This is a genomic window from Staphylococcus lloydii (genome assembly GCF_015775975.1).
Taxonomy (GTDB): Bacteria; Bacillota; Bacilli; order Staphylococcales; family Staphylococcaceae; genus Staphylococcus; species Staphylococcus lloydii.
Map to the genome: position 1 here is coordinate 339,802 of NZ_CP064056.1, position 21,849 is coordinate 361,650.

Sequence of the window (21,849 nt, forward strand, 5' to 3'; positions counted from 1 at the left end):
AAAAGAGCCTAGCAGATAAGCACAAATCTGCTAGGCTTTGTTGCTATTTAGAAATTAAAGTTTAACGTACGTATTCGAAAATGCCTGCTGCACCCATGCCGACACCGATACACATCGTTACCATACCGTATTTAGTATCTGGACGTTTTTTCATTTCTGCTAGTAAGCGACTAGTTAACATCGCACCAGTAGCACCTAATGGGTGACCTAAGGCGATAGCGCCTCCGTTAACGTTTGTTTTATCTTTGTCTAGTCCAGTTTCTCTCATTGATGCAAGCGTTTGTGAAGCAAAGGCTTCATTTAATTCTGTTAAGTCAATATCTTCGATAGATAAACCACTTTCTTTCAATACTTCTGGAATAGCGTAAGCAGGGCCGATACCCATAAGTTTTGGATCAACACCGACTGCTTTAAACCCAACGAAACGTGCAATAGGTGTCACACCTAATTCTTTAACTTTATCACCAGACATAAGTACAACGAAACCACTACCATCTGTTAATGGTGCAGAAGTTCCGGCAGTTACTGTGCCGTCCGCTTTAAAGACTGTACGTAATTGTGATAAGTCTTCTATATTAGTATCAGGACGAATCATTTCATCTGTTTTAAACTGAACTTTGGATACGACTGGCCCGTTGCTGTTATAATTCACGTCATTAACTTCAATAGGTATAATTTCGTCATCAAATTTATGCGCATCTTGTGCTGCTTTTGCACGTTGATGACTTTGAACGGCGTAAGCATCTTGGTCTTCACGTGAAACATTATAAGTTTCTGCGACCATTTCCGCTGTAAAGCCCATTGGATAAGACACACCACGGTCTTCATCTTGTAAAATTGGATTATTCGTTGGTTCATTCCCGCCCATAGGTACCGCACTCATCAATTCTATGCCGCCAGCCACTAATATGTCGCCTTGGCCAGCTTTAATTTGGTTTGCTGCAGTAGCTATTGTTTGTAAACCGGATGAACAATAGCGGTTTACTGTTTGGCCAGGTACACTATCTGGCATGCCAGCTAATAGGGCAATCGTACGTGCAATGTTTTGACCTTGCAAGCCTTCAGGAAAGGCATTGCCGACAATCACGTCTTCAACCATACTCGGATCAAATTGGCCATCTACGCGTTCAAGTACGCCTTTAAGTACTTGTCCTGCCACTTCATCTGGTCTTTCATGAAACATAGCACCTCCCTTAGCCTTACTTGCTGCCGAACGACCATAAGCTACGATATATGCATCTCGCATTTCACTTCATCCTCTCTTCTCTTACTTATAATTAGTTGCGTAATGGTTTGCCTGTTTTTAACATATGAGAAATTCTGTCATACGTTTTACTATTTTGTAGTAGTTCAACAAATCCAGCTTTTTCTAAATTTTGTAAGTAGCGTTGGTTCACATAGGTATTACGTGGTAAATCACCGCCAGCTAAGATGTCTGCGATTTTAAGCGTGATTTCATAATCGTAATCACTAATAAAGTGACCTAAGCGTTGTGCATCTAATTGGCCTTGTGCCAATGCTTTAAAGTCTTTACCTAGGGCGATAAAGTTTTCTTTTGGTGCAGGCATGTAATTTGTTTCTGATTCATAACGTGCGCGTTTGAGCGCGATTTCGATACGTTTTTCTTTATTCATTATGATTGTATCTGTCTCTTTTAAATAACCATATCTGACAGCCTCATGTGCATTAGTTGCTACTTTGGCTAAGCCAATATTCATCAAAATTTTGCTCATTGTAGCTTGTTTATCATCGTTTTGATGATCTGCACTTAATACTCTTGTAGCTATTTCTGCAAGTCCACCACCGCTTGGCAATAAGCCAACGCCAGTTTCGACTAAGCCTATATATGTTTCGCTATATGCTACGACGAAAGGTGAATGCATAACGAGTTCGCAACCGCCACCTAAAGTTTTACCTTGTGTCGCAGTGACGATAGGCTTAAGCGCATATTTTAAACGACTAAACACATAATGTAGTCTTTCTACTGCTGGTTTAACTTGTGATTCTACAAGACCATCTTCGTGTGCCTTTTTCATCATAAATAAGTTAGCACCGACGCTAAAGTTATTGCCATCAGCATAAATAACCATGCTTGTGTAATCACCATTTTCCAATGTATCTATAGCGTCATTTAAATCTTCGACAAATTCATTTGTGATAACGTTATTTTTACTTTGTAGTTTTAATAATAGTTGATCTTTATTAGCTACAGATAAATTTGAGTCTTCTTTGTCCCAAACTTCGCTGTCGATAAAGTTAGAAACATCAGTTACGCGTTCAATAGATTCATTTTCAGCATAGAATGAACCTTGTTGTTTGTCGACCCAATCAGGTAAATCACCAATTTCGTCTTTAATGCGGTCTTTAACTCGGTCAAAGCCCATTAAGTCCCATAATTGGAAAGGTCCTTTTTTCCAGTTGAAGCCCCAAACGATAGCACGATCTATGTCTTTAAAATCGGCTGCGGCTTTTGGAACGTTAATTGCCGCGTAATAGAAATTATTTCTTAATGTTTCCCATAAAAATTTACCGGCATCGTCTGTAGCGTTGAAAATAACGTCTAGATTGTGTGCTAAATCTTTATTGAATTGGCCTAAGATATCAATTGTAGGCTGTTGTGGTTCTACATATTCATTTTTTTCAGGGTCCAATACGAGTCGTTTTTTATTTTCTTTCTTGTAAAAACCTTGTTTTGTTTTACGACCTAATGCGCCAGCTTCAAAAAGTTTCTTACTTAATTGAACTTCCTTGAAATAGGGTTGCTCTTCAGGCACGCGTCGCATACCGTCCGTTACTGTTTGAGCTATATCAAGACCAACTAAATCAGTAAGTCCATAAGTACCCGTATTAGGTCTACCGATAGCACGTCCAGTTAGCGCATCGACTTCTGTAATAGAAAAACCTTGTTGCTCTGCTCTGTACATCACATCATTCATAGATTGCGTACCGACTCTATTGGCAACAAAGCCTGCAACGTCATTTGCTACGACAGTACCTTTACCTAATATGTCTTCGGCAAAAGATTTAACGCTCTCAATAACGGCGTTTTCTGTATGCTCATTAGGAATAATTTCTGCTAATTTCATAATGCGTGGTGGATTAAAGAAATGTAATCCTAAAAATCTTTGTCTCGTGTCGTCATTGAACGCTTGCGCGATAGATTCAATAGGGATACCAGAAGTGTTCGTTGCAAAGATTGCGCCTTCTTTAGCATGTTGTTGCACTTGTTGCCATATTTGGTGTTTAACGTCTACATCTTCTTTGACTGCTTCGATATAAATGTCTGCATCATCATGGGCTAAATCTTCTTGAAAGTTACCGTAAGTTAAATTCGAAGCATAATCTAAATTAAATAACATCGGTCTTTTTTTATTGGTAATCGTTTCATATGCTTTTTTAGAAATCTTGTTTGGATCATTGTCATCTATTACGATATCTAACAATTTTACTTTCAAACCAGCATTTACGAATAGGGCAGCGATTTGACTGCCCATTGTGCCAGCACCTAATACTGTTGCTTTGCGTATAGTCATATAAATACCTCCAAGTGATTATTAATTAGTCATATTAGATAAATGCAGAGTCGCCAGTAAGAGCTCTACCGATAACTAAAGCATTCACTTCGTGTGTACCTTCATATGTGTAAATTGCTTCTGCGTCTGAGAAAAATCTTGCGATGTCGTATTCAGCTAAGATGCCGTTACCGCCTGTGATGCCACGACCCATTGCAGCGGATTCTCTGAAGCGTAATGAGTTCATCATTTTAGCCGTTGAAGTTGCTACTTCATCGTACTCGCCATTTGCTTGCATGCGTGCAAGTTGTGCCGACATAGCCATTGCTTGTGATAAGTTACCTTGCATCATGGCTAATTTTTCTTGGATTAATTGGAACTTACTAATTTCTTTGCCGAACTGTTTACGCTCTTTAACGTATTTTAAAGTGGCACGTAAAGCTCCAGCCATAGCGCCAGTAGACATATATGCTACACCAGCACGAGTTGAATAAAGTATTTTAGCCACATCTTTGAAGCTATTAATATTTTGTAGACGTTCTTGTTCTTCAACGACGACATTTGTTAATTTAATATGTGCGTTAGGCACAATTTTTAATGCGATCTTATTTTGAAGAATATCAATCTCTACGCCTTCTTGTTCTGGACGAACGATAAAACATTTAGGCTTTTTAGTTTCTGCATCAACTGCGAATACTGGTATAACGTCTGATAAATGTGCGCCACCAATCCATTTCTTTTCACCATTTAGAACCCATTTATCTCCATCTTTTGTTGCGACAGTTTCTAAACCGCCTGCTACGTCAGAGCCGTGGTTTGGCTCAGTTAATGCAAAACAAGTACGTAGTTCATGAGATTGCAATTTTGGAACATAATAAGCAACTTGCTCTTTACTACCTCCAAATAAGAATGCATTATGGCCTAAGCCTTGGTGTACGCCTAATAAAGTAACGAGTGAGACGTCAAATCTTGCTACTGTATAAGATAAGAAAAATTGGAACATTTGGCTTGTAGTCTTTGCATCGCCACGTCCTTCAAAGAGTAGGGGATTATTAAAATAATCTAATTTGCCTAATTCTTCGAAGAAGCCTTCTGGAATTGTGGCATTAGCCCAGTGATCATTAATTGAATCACGATAATTGTTTTCTAACATGTCGTCTAACTGTTTTAAAAATTTAACTTCACCTTCAGTTAATTCTTTAGCGATATTTAACGTATCTTCTGGATATAATTCTTTTAATATTTCAGTTTTTGTGGACATATATAAAACCTCCAATAATTGTTATGATAGCGCTTACATAGACAGGTAAAAATTTTTATAGTATTTAAGTAGGTGTTGCATTTATGCCAACTCATCACCTTGATGTAATTGCTCAGCTTTTTCATTCATACGTTGCTGTAATGCGAGTTTATCTGGTTTGGATGTTGAGTTTAATGGCATATGATTAATACTTAAATACATTCTAGGCACTTTATAGCCACCTAGTTTTTCACGTGCGAAGGCATCTAATTTCTCTTCAAAATTGTCATCCGCTTCCGTTAAAACTACTGCAGCCGATACGGATTCGCCGTATTTAGGACTTGTATAGCCTACGACGACACATTGTGCGACTAATGGATGCTCTGATAATACCGCTTCAACTTCTGATGGTAGTACGTTTTCCCCTCCGGTAATAATCATCTCTTTCTTACGGTCAACAATATATACATCACCATCTTCATCAATTGTCGCCAGATCACCAGTTAAAAAGAAATTATCATGAAAACTTTTTGCCGTAGCTTCTGGCTTGTTCCAATAACCTGGCGTAACGTTTTTGCCACGTACGCCTAATTCACCAATTTCACCTGTCGCTACTTCGTTAAAATCATCATCAAAGATACGTACTTCAGTGAAAATGACAGGATTTCCGATTGATTTAGGCTTAAGTTTTGAATTGCTTACTGTATTTACAGAAACAATAGGCGCCTCAGTTAGACCATAACCATTAATAAGTGCAATATTCATATTTAATAATTTTGCCTGTACTGCTGGCAGTGGTGGAGAACCACCTTGTATTAAATAACGTACACTTTGGTAGCCTTCAGGATTAAAATTATCTGCCACAAGCATTGCATATAACATTGTTGGAATAAGTAACATATAGTCTGGTTTATATTCCATCATGAGATTATTGAGTTCTTCAGCGTTAAAATAGCGTTGCAACACAAGTGTGCCACCATTGAACAATGCTGGTAATGTTAAATCATTAAAACCAAATACGTGGAACAGTGGTAACGCGACTATTGAAACGTCTGTCGGATAAGTTGGTAGTGTATGGTTTAAATTTATGCCGTTACTTACAAAAGAATCATGCGAGAACATAACACCTTTTGGAACTCCAGTTGTACCACTTGTATATAATAGCGATGCTAAATCGTCCCCCTGTAATTCAACACTTTCAAATACATTATGATGAGAAGGATCTACGATATTATCGTATTCCTGAGAATTGATATCCATATATAATAGTGACTCATCTATTTTAGTTAGAGATGATAGATGTTTAGTCTCGTAAAAAATTTTTTTAACGCCCGAATCTTCTACGATGGTTGAAATTTCTTCTGGATTTAAACGCCAATTTATAGGTAGAAATACGGCGCCTAATTTTATAGAAGCGAATAATAAATCTAAAATCGCAACGTCATTTGGTCCGAAAATACCTATGACGTCACCGCGCTCTGTGCCTTGTTCACGTAAATGTGATGCCAAGTTTTCTGCACGGATATTTAATTGTTGGTATGTCCACTCAGTGCCTTTAGCTGGGTCAATAATTGCAGGTTTCTCTTCTTCAAATATAGCTCTTGTCTTAATCCAATCGAAATTCATAGTTTGTACCCCCTTGTAATCGGTTAACTATTGCTCCCTAACGTTTTGTGTAAATTACCCCAATGTTCTTGAAACATACTAGCATCCATTAAACCTATGTCGTCAGGAACAATAGGTTTAAATGACATATTCGCTAATATATCTCTTTCTATGTCTACACCTGGTGCGATTTCGATTAACTTCAAACCTGAATTTGTAAGTTGGAATACCGCGCGCTCAGTCACATAATAAACAGTCTGAGCTTTGGATAGTGCGTATTCGGCATTAAAATCTACGTTGCGTACTTCGTCTACAAATTTAGTAGCCTTACCATCTTCGTTGATTACTAATTTATTATGTACACAATCTAGTTGACCCCCGACAACTAATGAGCCAGAAAAAACAATGGTATCAACAGTTTGGCTTATGTCTATAAAGCCACCGCAGCCATTTAATTTATTGCCATAAGAAGAGACATTTACATTGCCATGTTGGTCTATTTCAGCAAAACTCAAATATGCAATGTCTAGCCCACCATTATAAATAAAATCCCATGTCATTTCGTGACGCATACGTGCACTTAAATTGTAGTGCATACTCAAATAGTCATTACTACCGATATAACCATCAAAGACGCCTGTATCGATATTGAGATGTACTAAATCACGTACACCTTCTTCAACTAATAAATTAGATAATTCATTGTTTATACCAAATCCAATGCTAACCATATCACCTTGTGTTAAAAATTGTGCTGCCCGTCGTAAGATGACTTTACGTGAACTCATTTTAATGTAGGGACCAGGCATATCTAATACTTTATAATGTCCAGACAATGCAGGGTCATAATAAGTTTGAACAACTTGTTTATGGTAACGTGGATTGTCGTTTACCATAACGTAGTCAACTAGGGCACTTGGTATAAATACATCTGTTGGTTTAAAGCTACCATCTTCAACAACAGCTTTAACTTGTACAATCACTTTGCCGTTGTTTCTATGTGCAGCTAGTGCAACACTATATGCTTCGCTAAGATGTGCTTCATGATCCATATAAATGTTACCTTGTCGATCTGCGTAAGTTCCTCGTAACAGGACTACATCAACTTCAGGAAATTGGTAGAGTAGGTATTCCTTACCATTTACTTTCGTTAATTGTACTAAGTCCTCACTCGTTCGAACATTTGCTTTGCCACCTGTATATCTAGGATCCACCGTTGTATGTAAGCCTATCGTTGTTATTGTACCTGGGTTGGCAAAAGTTTGATTACGATAATTCGTAGTCATAACGCCTTGGGGTAAAAAGTAGGCTTCTACTTCACTATTTTTTATTGCTGAGATTGTAGCGGGTGAAGCTATTATAATGCTTAATATTAAACGCTTTACCATTTTACGTTTAATAAATGCGTCTAAATCGACACCATCTCCAGCGTAGTCACTAATATCATTAGCAACCATTATTGTTAAATTATCTAATTGTTGCGTTTCGTCATAATAGTCAATCAGGTGTTTTAATATTTCTACTGGTAAATTACCTACTGACAATGCTGAAAGGGCAATGGTGTCATGACTTTTCACTAAAGTTTTTAGTTCTTTTGCTGTAATAATTTTCATTGCATAACATCACAAGTTCTCATAGGAAGACTGCCTCCTTTCGAATATGTAAGCCCTTACATAGAATATACCATAGTGTAAAAATGATGTAAAAGTTTTAATAGTTCATAATAATAAAAACTTATAATTTAAAGAGTTTTGTTTTAATAAAAGTATAAAAAATCAGTTATATTGTAAATTTATTGTTGTTGGAGGAGGTTTGAAGGAGGCAACTTGACATTATGTAATGAAGCACATACATTTAAAGTAATAATTAAATAACCACTAGGGGTGTCATTTTTGCACTGAGATGAGGATTTCCTCAAACCCTTTGAACCTGATCTAGTTGGAACTAGCGTAGGGAAGTGTGTTCGTCAAACTATAATTTAAGCGCTGACGCTTTATTATATATTAAGATGTATTTTTGACGCGGCTTCCATAATTGGAGGTCGCGTTTTTGTTGTTTTGACACTACATAGACACGTTCACGTGGCAATTTTTAATTATAAATCTAACTATAGGAGTGAAATATTATGTCGAAAGTAATTTTAGTGACGGGGAGTAGTAGAGGTTTAGGTGCAACGATTGTGAAAACATTAGTAGCACAAGGTCAGAAGGTAATTATTAATTACTGTCATAGTGAACAGGCGGCTCAAGATTTAGTAGATGAATTGGGTTCTGATAACGCAATTGCCATTCAAGGTGATGTGACGCAACGTGAAGCGGTAGATAAAATGATTGCACAAGGGACTAAAAATTTTGGGCGCATTGATGTGATAGTAAACAATGCATTAGTAGACTTTAAATTCGATCCTACTGCCCAACAATCATTTACAGAATTAGTATGGGAAGATTACCAGCAGCAAATAGACGGGACGTTAAAAGCTGCTTTTAATGTTACCCAAAGTGTCGTGCCTCAATTTAAAGAACGTCAGCAAGGTAGCATTATTAGTATAGGAACAAATCTATATCAAAACCCAGTCGTACCTTATCACCAATATACGACGGCAAAAGCTGGATTAATTGGTTTTACACGTAATATTGCGGCTGAATTAGGTCAATATGGTATTACAGCAAATGTGGTTTCAGGAGGATTATTAAAAACGACTGATGCAAGCGCTGCTACAACGCCAGAAGTGTTTGATATTATTGCGCAAACGACACCGTTACGCCAAGTGACGACACCGCAACATGTTGCGAATATGGTGGCCTTTTTAGCTTCAGATGATGCACGTGGTATCACTGGACAAAATTACACTGTCGACGGTGGCTTAACAATGAATTAAAACATAGTGATATAAAGGAGTATATTTTATGGATAAACGTCAACTTCATATTGGAGTGCTATTAATTGGTTGTGGCCATCACTCTGGGGCATGGTTAATGGAAGATTCTTCAGTTGAACGCATTGGTGATATAGCATATTATCAATCGTTAGCTCAACTTGCTGAAAGAGGTTATTTTGATGCGGTGTTTTTTGCGGATAATCAAGCATTACAAGTATCTGGTAATGATGATATGCCGTCATTTTGGTACGATCCTTTAATTAATTTAACAGCTATTTCTCAAGTGACGAAACATGTAGGTTTAGTCGCAACAATTTCAAGTAGTTTTGCTAATCCGTTTACAGCGGCAAGACAACTTTTAAGCTTAGAGCACATTACGAACGGTCGCGTTGGGTGGAACTTAGTCACTTCGATGACAGATTTAGAAGCAATGAATCATAGTATGACAAAATTGCCTAACCATTCAGAACGTTATGGTAAAGCAGATGAGTTTGCGCAAGTGATGAATAAACTGATGGTGTCATGGGACGTGGAGGCTTTAGGATATAATCGTACTACAGGAGAACTTATTGATGCACAACAAATCAAGCCGATTTCTCATTCGGGTAAGTATTATCATGTGCAAGGCCCATTAACGACACCTCAAAGTCCACAAGGCAAACCTGTGGCGATGCAAGCAGGTGCTTCGGAACAAGGTATTGCACTTGCAGCTAAATACGCAGATGCCGTATACTCAGTATCTTGGAATTTAACACAGGCGCGTAACTATCGACAAAAGTTAGATGTGCAATTAGAGAAAATGAATAGACATGATTACATTCAAGTATTTCCAGGTTTGGTGACTTACGTTGGAGATACTTATGAAGAAGCATTAGCTAAAAAAACATATTTAGATAAACATATGCCAATAGAAAAAGCATTGAAACAATTAAGTTTTTTCGTCCAACAAGATTGTTCGACATGGCCATTAGATGAACCGGTGCCAGAGTTACCTGCTTTAAATGAATTCGAAGGACCGATTGGCCGTTATGAAACGATATTAGCTATTATCGAAGAAAAGCAACCAACTGTACGTGAATTATTAGGTTATATAAGTGCGGGAGGCGGACATTTAACGTTAATAGGAACACCTGAACAAATCGTGGATGAGATGGAACATTGGCTGAATGATGGAGTGGCAGATGGATTTAATTTAATGCCACCTACATTACCTGGAAGTTTAGAAGATTTCGTAGAATATATTGTTCCTGAACTGCAGAAACGTGATCTTTATCGTCACAATTATACGACCACAACGTTGCGAGGTCATTTGTCGTTGGATAAGTGATCCAGAGCGTTGCGTCTACTTAATGCGCAGTGTTATAATATAGATAACAAAGATATCGACATCAATGCACCAATCCCCTCACTAATGGCGTAGTGAGGGGATTTTTTTGGTGTTGGCTATCGTCGCCTATTTACTTGTCATTACGGTTACGCAGCCAATACGCAAACAATGTAACGATACAACCACTAATAACAGTAGTTATAATATGAACAAAGATATCAACCAAGCATGCACCACCCCCTCATCGTCAGTTGACGCCTGAGAGTAGGCGACTTCTTAATTATATCATTTGCTAGGGTTAGCTAAAAAGTAGCGCTATACTAAAATTCAAAAACGCAGACGATACAGTAAAAAGGACTAATGCACGATAATTTTCACTATGTTTTTAATGATAAGGATAGCGATGATAATTATGATGCAACTGGAAAGTTTGTTAACGATAACAATATATTTACCTGTCTTATCTATGGAACCTAACATCTTACCTGCCACTGCCAAAAATATAAACCAAAGCCAAGAAACAGCAATCGTTGCCAAGCTAAATAATACTTTATCACCATGTGAATAGAGTGAAGCATTCGTGCCAATAACGCCTATCGTATCCATGATGGCATGCGGATTTAATAACGATACAGATAAGGCGAACCCAATTTGTTTTTTACTACTTAATGGGTCGAAATGTTCCAAACTAGCGGGGGCTTCATGCCATAAAGACCATGCCATATAAAGTAAAAATATTAAACCAACGATATAGACAATCAATTGTAAAATTGGAAATGATACTAGTACGACAGAGACGCCGAGGACAGCTAGACTAATGAGTAAAGTATCGCATAAACCAGCCGTAATAATAACGGGGGCTGCTTTTATTAAACTTTTATGGTTCGCACCTTGGTTAAAGACAAAGACATTTTGGGCACCCAAAGGAAGTATCAAACCTAGCGCTAATAAGAACCCGTGAATAATAGGTTGTAGCATAAATGAATCGCTCCTAAAATTAAATTTGCTTGTTAAACCAACCACTTCAGCACGACAAATTGCAACTTTTAAAAAGGAGAAAAGTCTCGCTGACATTGATATTTGTACCTATGCTATAATACTGTTAACGTTACGTAACCATCCAGTTATAAAATAAAAAACCAACCAGATGAGAGTTGATATGATGGCAAAACCAAAATATAAAATAATAATCGATGATATCGTAAATGATATCCAAGAAGGCAGATTAGTGCCGAATGACAAATTGCCTTCACAAAGGTCATTGTCACATAAATATGATGTAAATAGATCTACTGTAGTACAAGCATTAGATATATTGAAAAGTTATGGTATTATTGCAACTTCTGAGAAAAAAGGTGCCTACGTATCTAATCAAAGTTGGAATTCATTAATTTCCAATAATATGAAATGGCAGGATTTTATAGGAAATAATGCTTCTAAAAATAATTTGTATTATGTGCAAAAAATTAATGAATTAGAATTTGCCGACAATATGATTCGTATGGGTACAGGAGAATTAGCTCCAGATTTAATACCCAATCAAAAATTTAAACAAATCCTGTCAAAGGGCAATCTGCAGCTAACTACGAATTATGAAGAAGCAAAAGGGAAATTAGAGTTGCGTCAAGCGATAGTAGATTATATGAAGTATAAAGGGGTCGTATGTACTGTAGACGAAATATGTATTACATCGGGCGCTCTGCAAGGATTGAAATTGATAGCTGAAGGCTTGTTAGTGCCACAATCTAATATCATCATCGAAACACCTTCATATATACATTCAGTACGTACGTGGAACAATATAAGTGCTAGCATTAAGCCGCTTCACATCGATTATATTAAACGACATATTAATAATATATTTAAAGCAAATAGTAATTATTATAATAGTATCTTCTATTGTATACCTACGTTGCATAATCCGACACAACATAGTTATAGTGAACAAGAAAAACAGAAAATCATTAACCAATGTCAACAAAATGGTATCCCTATTGTTGAAGATGACATTTATGGAGACTTATGGTTTGGTGACACACGTCCACAACCGATGAAGTCATTACCGAATAGTGAAAATGTTATTTATTTAGGGAGTCTTTCGAAAACAGTTAGTCCGGGTTTACGTATTGGCTGGATTGTTGCTAATAAACATATTGTTAAACATTTAGCAGATTTGAAAATGCAAAGCGATTATGGCGCTAGCTCTATATCGCAATATATTGCACAACAATGGTTGTCACAACCACAATTTCATGAACAGCATGTCACACAATTAAAGACCATATTGCTAGAAAAGCGCAATTTATTATTAGCGGCTATGGCTAAATTTTTAGCAGACTTAGGAGAATGGAATAAACCGCAAGGTTCATTTTATGTGTGGTTTAAACTAAAGCTACCTATTGATATGAAGCAATTATTTAATATGGCAACTGAAGCGGGGCTCATTATCCATCCAGGCGAAATATACGATCGACAGGCACAACAATATATAAGATTTTCTTATTCATATATAAATAAGGACGATATAGAGCCGGCTTTTGATAAATTAAGACAATTAATTTTGAAATTATTATAAGTATTGGAATTTTTATGTATAACTAGGGCACTATCAATAATTAAAATAGAGTGAGTGTGGGGCTACAAAGCGATTAAAGATTATGTCCCACTCTTTTTATAAACATAGAAAAACGCAATGTTTTATGATAAAATATTGTTAAGATAAAAAAATTATCAATTTGACTAAAAATACAATTTTGTATATTATCATATTAAACAGAGATACCTTTCAATACAAGACTGGAGGACAACTATGAATCAACATCAAGAAATATCTAAATATAGTATAAGAAAGTTAGCAAAAGGAGCAGGCATATTACTTATTAGTAGCGTATTATTATTTAGTGCGCAAAACAATGCTTCAGCGGCGGAACATAATGGTAGTAATGTCAATGTGAAATCAGCGACTAATGCACCGGTTAAAACTGCGCAGAAGAAAGATACGACAAATCCAGAAATTCAAAGTATTAAGATGGATAAGCGTGAATATGCACCTGGAGAAATTGCAATTGCAACATTAATCGTGAAAGATGAGAGCAGTCTAGCTGATGTTTCAATCGGCTTTTCGAATGCAACACAAGTTGGCACGCCATCTTTAAGTGGTGTAGCCGATAAAGCGAACATCGAAAAAATTGGTGATAACTTATGGAAGGTAACGATTCAAATTTATATTCCAGACAAAATTGGCAACACGTCATATAATTTTTCGGCAGCTATTGTAGATGATGCAGCAGAAAATGGCACAACGATAGCACCGGAACTGGCACCTACGTCACTCGATACTAAAGATTTATCATTTAAAGTAGTTAATAAAGGTGCATCGAAAGTAGATACTGAGTTACCTCAATTTGATAGCGTAACGGTAGATAAGCAAACATATGCACCGGGCGACGTAATTAAAGCACAATTAAAAATTTCAGATAAAAGTAAGTTAAGTGAAGTGTCAGTTGGTTTTGAAAATTATCCGGATAAAGGTTTAATTGGATTAAATAAAGTTGCAGATTTAAGTAATGTGCAACGCAATAGTGAAGGGCAATGGGTAGTTAATGTAAATATTCCGATTCCAAGCGATTTAGCAGACGGTAGTTATAAGTTTTCACATATTAGTGCGACAGATGAATTCGGAAATGCGTTTGGTTTAATTGACGTGGCAAACTTTGAAACAAAATTTAATAACGTGAAATTTAATGTAGCTAAGTCTGTACCTGATAAGTCAACAGTAGCTCCGGTGAAACCTCAAGTGAAACCACAAGTTAATGATCAAAACAAAGGATCTGATATTATTAATACAAATACTACAGATGCTAAAAAACCTGAGGATGTAAGTAAACAAGATAATAATGTGATGCCAGTACCACCGAAGGATAACAACGCTAATAAAGCAGATGAAAAAGCACCGAATGATAGTGATAAAGCACCACAAAATAAAGATGCTAAAGATGCAAATACGCAAAAAAATAATGATGCAGAGAAAAACGATAAAGCTACTGACAACACCACTGAACCAAAAGCATCCGAAACACCGGATCAAAGTAACAACAATACTAAAGTAGCGCCACAAGTCGAGACGCCGAAAGTATCTACGCCTAACACAGCAGATAAAGTTAAGCCTATGGATGCACCATCACAACAAAATAATGCAAAACAACCTAGTGATGAAATATCAACTCAAAAAGCTACGGATAAGGCTCAACCTCAAGTTAAAGCTGACACACCAAAAGACAACAAGGTACAAACAATGCCACAAGATAAAAATGCATCAAACAGTACTGCCAAGGACGTTAATAAGCAAGCACAAGCACCTAATAATAAATTAGCTGATACTAAATCACCTGAAACAAAAGTGGATAAACAAAGTAATGGAGAGAACGGTCAAAAAAGAACGAATGCTAAAGTAAAACCACAAGAGCAAAAAGAACAACCGATGCAATCACAAAGGAAAGATAGCAAGACTCAACAATTACCAGCTAAATCACAAATGCAAAATAAAGTAACTCAAGGTAATACGCAAGTACAATCAACTACGAAACAACAGCCAAACCATAAAATGCCGGCTGAAATGCCTAAACAAGGAACAACAAAAGTTGCAGACAATGCTAAAAGTAACAAAAACCAACAAGCAGCAAACTATAAAGCGGTAGCTACACAATCTCAGGATAAAGCAAAGGCTACTGATAAGAATAAAAAAGTTGCGACTGACAAACAAAAACAAACAACTGCAAAAGACAAAGCCAATAACAAGTCTAAAGACGCAAAATCAGCAAAACAATTACCTAAAACAGGTATGATGGATACGATGCGTGATTACATCTTTGTTGGTGTGTTGATGGCTGTTGGGATAACGATCATTATGCTTAGAAGATTTTCCGCTTTTAAATAAAAAGACATAAGGTATAAGCTATAACAACGAAACGACAATTTCTATTTCAATACAATAGAGATTGTCGTTTTTTTATAATATGGTAAATATAAATTGAGTTACTTAATATAGCTATCTTTTGCACATGCTAATTTAAAATATTTTTTAATGTCTGCAATTTTGTACTATCTCAAATTAAGTCGATTTTATAAACTGAGGTAGCAATATAAAAATAATAAGTTAGGTAGTGGAAAAGATGAATATTTTATCTTACTTTTTATATACTATAGTAGTTACAGCGACACCAGGTCCTACGAATATTGATATTTTAAATACTATAAAAAATAGAGGAACTAAGGCAGGCTTAAGATACACTTATGGTGCCTCAGCAGCCTTTTTCACACTCTTAATTATCTCGGCGATTTTAAATACTTTTTTAGTAGCAATCATGCCTAATTTGCTGATTGCGATGAAGCTAATTGGTAGTGTATATATGCTATACTTGGTTTACATGATTTTTAAAAAACACGATAACGATAAAGGTGACATCAATCTTGGCACTTTTAAATCAGGTTTTAAATTGCAATTTTTAAACCCTAAAGTAATAACTTTTACTATGACTGTGATTCCGACTTTTGTACTTGTATATTATAAATCTGTATCAATGATTACCATATATATTATTGTGACTTCAATGATTGCAATGTTTGCTTTTAGTTTATGGCTAATTTTCGGCTCTTTATTACAAAACTTTCTCAGACACCATGAACTAGGGATGAATATAGTGATGGCTATATTTTTATTTTATGCGGCGATTATGGTTTGGTTCTAATTATGTAGTAAGGATGTGTAGCTATGAATGAATTTACATTTAAAAATGCAATTAATATTACTGCACTGCATGCAAAATTCGATGACTTTATGTACAAAACCCATGCCCATCAAGAATACGCTATCGGTGTTACTTTAAATGGTATACAAGCATATAATCTAAAAAATGACTTTATTTTGAATCACAGTAATGGTGTTATGTTTTTTAACCCTGAACAAAACCACGATGGAATGGCATATAACAACCAAACGCTGGAATATGTCATGTTATATATTAAACCAGAACAATTACTTGAAGCGACAAACTTAAAAGATTTATATCAATTTGATAAACCTAACGTGTATGACGAAACAATTAAGCATAATATTTTACGTCTTACATCTGCTATTTTTAATGAGGAACCCGATGATGTTTGTTATGGCTTATTTATAACGCTAGTTGATAGTTTACAAGTTGATAATTCACATCTATTCACACAGATTGATGATAAAAAATTAATTTTAGCGCAAGAAATGATAAAAAAACAATTAGCCGATAAACTCAATATTGATAATATTGCACATTATTTAGAGATGTCTAAGTATCAATTTATTCGATTTTTTAAGCGACAAACCGGTATAACACCCTATCAATATTATATAAATTATAAAGTTGAAATGGCTAAACATATTATAGAAACATATAAAGATGTTTATTGGGCAATCACAGAATGTGGATTCGTAGATTTAACGCATTTAAACAAATGTTTTAAATATCGTTATGGTGTGACGGCGTATCAGTATATGTCACAATTTAAATAAACCCCTCACTATGAAAAAGTGGAGGGGTTTTTATATATACTAAACAGATATCAGTACAGCCTTTAAAAAGCAGCGATTATGGTTGATCAACGTGTTGTTTCATAATATCGATAAATGCTTGAAGGGCCTTCGTTCTAAAAGATGAGTGTTCCAGATAGGCAAATGAACGTTGGAATGGTAATTTTGGCGAGTCAATTGTGGTTAATTCATTATGTTCTAGTTCTTTTTTGATTGCCCAAGTAGATAACACACTGAGACCGAGGCCAGCTTCTACTGATGCCTTGATGGGTTGTGTACTGCTATAATGCAATAATTTACGTGGTTCAATCGCCAATAATTTGAATACTCTATCCATAGCTTCTCTTGTACCAGAGCCATATTCACGTACAATCCAGTTTTGTTCTTCTAATTGTGCTGTAGTTACATTAGACAATTGGGCTAAAGGGTGATGAGGGCTAGCAACAATGACCATAGAATCTACTGCAAAAATGGTCTTTTTAATAGATTGATGTGTGACATGACCTTCAATAATACCTATATCTAGTTGCCGTGTTTCGACTAAATGCATGATCTCTTCCGTATTATCTATCGTTACACTAGGTTTAATATCGGGATAAACATGCAACGTTTGGGAAATAATATGTGGTAACACATATTCTCCGAAAGTATAACTGGCACCAATTTTTAATGTGCCACTAGGAGATTGACTTAAATCATTAACCTGTTCGCGCATATTATCATAGAGGCTCATAATTTCTTTGGCGTATGAATAAACAATTTCTCCTGCTTTGCTTAAATATACATACTTATTACTACGTTCTAATAGTTTAGTCCCCATACGTTCTTCTAAGGAACGTACATATTGTGACACTGCCGGTTGCGTCATGTGATGTACTTCGGCAGCACGTGAGAAACTTTGTTTTTCAGCTACGGTTATAAAAACAGTTAAATATTGGTCCATGAACAATACCTTCTTCCGTGTATAAGTAATTACTTATTATCACCATTATAATAAATAATTTTACTTATAGCTAGACAAATCATATCCTTATATATGACGGGAGGTATTGTTATGACAGACACAAAAGGAGATACACAATACTTTAAAAACTTTGTTTTAGGTATCGTTTTTACTTTTATAATAGCCGGACTAGGATTTCTATTGTCGTTGATTCCTGGACTAGATCATATCGGACAATTAGCCTGTGCTATTATTTTGGCTGTAATTTATCGGCAAATATTTGGCTATCCTAACCAACTAAAGGCTGGCATTATTTTTTCACAACAAAAATTATTGCGCTTAGCTATCATTTTGTATGGTTTAAAGTTAAATGTCGATGCGATATTACATCATGGTTTAATGTTGATTGTTAAAGATGCGATCATTATTGCATTTGCGATTATAACCATGATGATAATAGCCAAAATTTTTAAAACGGATAAAATGATTACTTTATTATTAGGCGTAGGTACAGGTGTATGTGGTGCCGCAGCTATCGCAGCAATATCGCCAATCATTAAGGCAGAAGATGATGATACGGCGATTAGCGTTGGTTTAGTTGCTTTAGTAGGTACCGTTTTTGGCATAGGTTACACATTAATACAACCTATAATGCCTTTGAGTCATCAACAGTATGGTATTTGGTCAGGGAGTAGTTTACATGAGTTAGCACACGTTGCAATTGCAGCGGGTCCACTAGGTGGTCATACGATAGCGATTGCTATGTTAGCGAAGTTAGGCCGTGTATTCTTACTTGTACCTCTAGCATTTATTTTCTTGGCTTATATGAAAAAGAAAAAGCAAGGTGATGAAAATACACGAATACAGTTTCCATGGTTCTTAATTGGTTTTATCATAATGAGCGTCATTGGTACTTATGTACTTGGTAATATCATTACATTACCACAAAGTATGATGACTGGTATTTCTCAAATAACAACATGGTTACTAACTGCTGCCATGGTTGGGCTTGGATTAAACGTTAATTTACAGGACGTTAAAGAGCGTGCATTAAAACCATTAATTGCAATGTTAGTCGTATCAGCGGGAGTATCATTATTAGCTTATTTATTAATTTAAAAATTGTTGTAAGCACAAAAAGGTTGAGACAGTTATTCAATGTCTCAACCTTTTTAATATGTTTAATTATTATTATCGCTTTCTTCCGCTAACTTTTCACGTTGTTTGTAACGTTCTAACTGTCTATAACCGTACGTACTTTCTTTTACTAATGTGACGTTTGTTAAACCGACACCAATTGTACCAGCTACGATAGCGATCGAAGCGGCAAACCATGCTAATTCAATATAATTAACTGGCCCTGCAGCACCAGAAAGACCAATCGTCTTACCAAAGAAATCGGGTGGGATGAGCGTTACAGCAGTAATTAAAAATAGCAACATTAAAGTTAGATAATAAATAATTACCGAAACGAGTAAAGTGACGATTGTTGTAAAGTTATATAAATGAGTAATACGTTTGCTTTGATTTCTTGGAGGTTTTTCCCATAATTGATGTGCAACGACAATCCATAAGACCATTGCGATAATAGTAGCTATGCTAATTGAGAACAGCCGTAATTCTGAAAAGACATAACTTAAATTCCACATTGTAGTAAATACGATACCAAAGGCGCCAGTGGTAAAGGCTAGGGCAACCGAATTATTTAAACTGCGCATCATATTTAAAGGGTTATTTGCAAAGGTCATGCCGATAACCAATCTGATGCTGCCGTTGAAATGTGGCTCTACTAAATAACGAAGATGTACTGAATCATCATTTCCAACGGTTGTATCAATGACTTTTAACGGCGCTAGTGGAAATTGTTGTTGTAAATTTTTATTTTTCACTTTGCCGTTTGAGTCAGTACGTACATTAGAATAGGAATGAGCTACGACGCTAATGCTTTCGGCAATAGTTTGGCTGACTCTTTTTCTGAGTGGTCGCCAACCGTAAGCAGGGAGTGAAATGATGATGGCGCCATTTTCTTTATTAATGTCAACTGCAACTACATTTTTATCTTCAAAAATAGGTAAGTCTGTCAAACTAACAATGTAGTCCCAGTCATGATTATGAATATAGGTTTCGATGGCAGAATGGATTTCATAGATAGATTCTGCTGAACCTGCCAAAGGGTCTTCTACGGTTTCGATTTGCCATTCTTCACCGTCGCCAAATTGTTTATATAATATATCAGGCAATGAATCATAAAATATATTCGCTAAACGTTTTGCCAAACCAGGGGCTGCAATTATACCTATTTTTTTAGTCATTGTTTACTACCCTCCTTATGTGATTGGACTTGTCCATCGTGTTGATCTTCGCGTTCTTTGTAACTTGATGATGCTTCTTCTTTCTTTAATCGTTCGTCAATTTTTTGACTACGAGCAAATTGACGTGAAGAATAAGTAAGTTCCTTCATTTTTTCGTCGCCTTCTAATACAGAACCTAATGCACCTGCTAATAGTCCAACTGAAGTGATGAACCATGTTAATCTTAAATAATTGGAAAATGAAGTATCACCGTCTGCCTGACCCCAAAGTTGGAATAACTCATCTGGGACAAAGAGCATGACACTAATAAATAAAAATAAGAATAGGATAATGTAGTTAAAGACCGTTAAACTAATTAAAGTCAATAGCGTAGTTAAATTATATGCGTATCTGTATTTACGTTGGTTTTTAGTAGAAGGCTTTTCCCAAAAATGATGGGAATAAATGAGCCACGCGACCATGCCGATGACCGCGATAAACATCAATATAATAAAACGCAAAATACTGAAATCAATACTTAATTTCCAAGGTGTTGGAAAAATAGAAACGTAAGTACCTGTCGCAAAACCAAGTGATATGATTTTTTTGAATGCACCAATGGCTTTCCAAGGTTGATTAGCATAGGTCATACCTAACACAGTTTTTATACTGCCTATAATTGTAGAGTTTAAAATGTAACGTTCATTTGTTGAATTGTGATCCTTTGGATCAACTTGTTTAATATTACCGACTGCTAAATGATTAAAAGTGAGTTCAGTTGCCTCATTTATAGATACATTATATAAGTAATAAACGATGTCACTTAATGCATGTACAAATTTATGTTTTAAACGATAAACGCCGAGGGGTGGTATCGAAATCAGTGACGTTTGGTTGTCGGTGCTTACGTCCGCTAAAACCGCTTTGCTATTCGAGAAGCTTGGCAAATCGGTAATACAAATGGAGAAATCCCATTTCTTTTCATTTTTACGTCGATAAGCATAGTCTATACATTCATGAACATATTCTGCACTGCCCGTAACACTATCTGTTTCAATATCGAAGATACAATCAATGTCAGGGAGTAACTTTTTAAGTTGTTGTTGCAATGCATCTAAACATTTATAGGTCAATTTCTCTGGCATATCTGGCGCCACAATTAAACCAATTTTAATATCTTCCACAGTCTACGCTCCTTATAAATATAATTTTGATAGTAAATTTTTATGAAAAATTACTGCTAGTAAACGAATAAATTATAAGTTAACGTTGGTCAACTACTAAAATAAAAGAAAAAATTTTCCTAATACGGTATTGTAAGTTAGCAAAGTTTCGATAAAAATAAATTTTTTACTTGTTGTGATAGGGTTTATCTAAAATATTGTTTAAGACTCAATTACAAATTTTATACCCTTTTGTATTAGAGTTCAAAAGTAATAATTAGCATTATTGTGTAAATTTACTTTGTCAAAAGCATTGTGAAATTAA

17 protein-coding genes and 1 riboswitch are annotated in these 21,849 nt (G+C 35.7%); of the genes, 7 read left to right on the forward strand and 10 right to left on the reverse strand.

Going from position 1 to position 21,849, the window contains the following annotated elements; all coding sequences use genetic code 11:
• Nucleotides 1-61 precede the first annotated feature (61 nt).
• From ISP08_RS01495 to fadX, 5 genes are all read right to left on the reverse strand, one after another.
• A complete protein-coding gene (locus ISP08_RS01495) occupies nt 62-1,246 on the reverse strand; it encodes a thiolase family protein (RefSeq protein ID WP_195719095.1) in 1,185 nt (394 codons plus the stop codon).
• A gap of 31 nt (nt 1,247-1,277) precedes the next feature.
• Nucleotides 1,278-3,533 (reverse strand): 3-hydroxyacyl-CoA dehydrogenase/crotonase FadB, encoded by a 2,256-nt coding sequence (gene fadB, locus ISP08_RS01500; protein ID WP_195719096.1) that lies wholly within the window; start codon nt 3,531-3,533, stop codon nt 1,278-1,280.
• A gap of 34 nt (nt 3,534-3,567) precedes the next feature.
• Complete coding sequence (fadE, locus tag ISP08_RS01505) at nt 3,568-4,773, reverse strand: acyl-CoA dehydrogenase FadE (protein ID WP_048793723.1); 1,206 nt, start codon at nt 4,771-4,773, stop codon at nt 3,568-3,570.
• A gap of 81 nt (nt 4,774-4,854) precedes the next feature.
• Nucleotides 4,855-6,378 carry a long-chain-fatty-acid--CoA ligase FadD gene (gene fadD, locus ISP08_RS01510; RefSeq protein WP_195719097.1) on the reverse strand — a complete coding sequence of 508 codons (1,524 nt, stop codon included), beginning with the start codon at nt 6,376-6,378 and terminating at the stop codon, nt 4,855-4,857.
• 23 nt (nt 6,379-6,401) lie between these two features.
• Nucleotides 6,402-7,970, reverse strand: coding sequence for a fatty acid degradation protein FadX (gene fadX / locus ISP08_RS01515; protein WP_195719098.1), 1,569 nt, complete (start codon nt 7,968-7,970; stop codon nt 6,402-6,404).
• A gap of 256 nt (nt 7,971-8,226) precedes the next feature.
• A riboswitch (TPP riboswitch) is annotated at nt 8,227-8,330 on the forward strand.
• Between the two features lie 152 nt (nt 8,331-8,482).
• Between fadX and ISP08_RS01520 the strand changes: the two genes are divergently transcribed.
• Nucleotides 8,483-9,235 carry a 3-oxoacyl-ACP reductase gene (locus tag ISP08_RS01520; protein WP_195719099.1) on the forward strand — a complete coding sequence of 251 codons (753 nt, stop codon included), beginning with the start codon at nt 8,483-8,485 and terminating at the stop codon, nt 9,233-9,235.
• A 28-nt stretch (nt 9,236-9,263) separates the two neighbouring features.
• Nucleotides 9,264-10,562 (forward strand): LLM class flavin-dependent oxidoreductase, encoded by a 1,299-nt coding sequence (locus ISP08_RS01525; protein ID WP_195719100.1) that lies wholly within the window; start codon nt 9,264-9,266, stop codon nt 10,560-10,562.
• A gap of 130 nt (nt 10,563-10,692) precedes the next feature.
• On the opposite strand, the gene ISP08_RS01530 is transcribed toward ISP08_RS01525, so the two are convergent.
• Both ISP08_RS01530 and ISP08_RS01535 read right to left on the reverse strand, forming a co-directional pair.
• A complete protein-coding gene (locus tag ISP08_RS01530) occupies nt 10,693-10,788 on the reverse strand; it encodes a type I toxin-antitoxin system Fst family toxin (RefSeq protein ID WP_152906115.1) in 96 nt (31 codons plus the stop codon).
• Between the two features lie 131 nt (nt 10,789-10,919).
• The gene (locus tag ISP08_RS01535; RefSeq protein ID WP_195719101.1) at nt 10,920-11,540 is read right to left on the reverse strand and encodes a LysE/ArgO family amino acid transporter; all 621 of its coding nucleotides are present in this window, start codon (nt 11,538-11,540) and stop codon (nt 10,920-10,922) included.
• Between the two features lie 184 nt (nt 11,541-11,724).
• Here ISP08_RS01535 and ISP08_RS01540 point away from each other — a divergent pair, with 184 nt between their 5' ends.
• From ISP08_RS01540 to ISP08_RS01555, 4 genes are all read left to right on the forward strand, one after another.
• Nucleotides 11,725-13,137, forward strand: a complete 1,413-nt coding sequence (locus ISP08_RS01540; RefSeq protein ID WP_195719372.1) for an aminotransferase-like domain-containing protein — start codon at nt 11,725-11,727, stop codon at nt 13,135-13,137.
• A 234-nt stretch (nt 13,138-13,371) separates the two neighbouring features.
• On the forward strand, nt 13,372-15,498 hold the full coding sequence (locus ISP08_RS01545; RefSeq protein WP_195719102.1) for an LPXTG cell wall anchor domain-containing protein: 2,127 nt from the start codon (nt 13,372-13,374) through the stop codon (nt 15,496-15,498).
• Nucleotides 15,499-15,733: 235 nt separating this feature from the next.
• Nucleotides 15,734-16,309 carry a LysE family translocator gene (locus ISP08_RS01550; RefSeq protein ID WP_195719103.1) on the forward strand — a complete coding sequence of 192 codons (576 nt, stop codon included), beginning with the start codon at nt 15,734-15,736 and terminating at the stop codon, nt 16,307-16,309.
• Between the two features lie 23 nt (nt 16,310-16,332).
• A complete protein-coding gene (locus ISP08_RS01555) occupies nt 16,333-17,109 on the forward strand; it encodes an AraC family transcriptional regulator (protein WP_195719104.1) in 777 nt (258 codons plus the stop codon).
• Nucleotides 17,110-17,185: 76 nt separating this feature from the next.
• Here the strand turns inward: ISP08_RS01555 and ISP08_RS01560 are convergent, their stop codons facing one another.
• A complete protein-coding gene (locus ISP08_RS01560) occupies nt 17,186-18,070 on the reverse strand; it encodes a LysR family transcriptional regulator (RefSeq protein WP_195719105.1) in 885 nt (294 codons plus the stop codon).
• A 111-nt stretch (nt 18,071-18,181) separates the two neighbouring features.
• Here ISP08_RS01560 and ISP08_RS01565 point away from each other — a divergent pair, with 111 nt between their 5' ends.
• Nucleotides 18,182-19,189: a YeiH family protein gene (locus tag ISP08_RS01565; protein ID WP_195719106.1), complete on the forward strand. Its 1,008-nt coding sequence runs from the start codon at nt 18,182-18,184 to the stop codon at nt 19,187-19,189.
• Between the two features lie 62 nt (nt 19,190-19,251).
• Here the strand turns inward: ISP08_RS01565 and ISP08_RS01570 are convergent, their stop codons facing one another.
• Both ISP08_RS01570 and ISP08_RS01575 read right to left on the reverse strand, forming a co-directional pair.
• Nucleotides 19,252-20,382, reverse strand: coding sequence for a 5,10-methylene-tetrahydrofolate dehydrogenase (locus ISP08_RS01570; protein WP_195719107.1), 1,131 nt, complete (start codon nt 20,380-20,382; stop codon nt 19,252-19,254).
• Nucleotides 20,379-21,545 carry a hypothetical protein gene (locus ISP08_RS01575; RefSeq protein ID WP_195719108.1) on the reverse strand — a complete coding sequence of 389 codons (1,167 nt, stop codon included), beginning with the start codon at nt 21,543-21,545 and terminating at the stop codon, nt 20,379-20,381. The genes ISP08_RS01570 and ISP08_RS01575 overlap by 4 nt, the downstream gene beginning before the upstream one ends.
• Nucleotides 21,546-21,849: the final 304 nt, after the last annotated feature.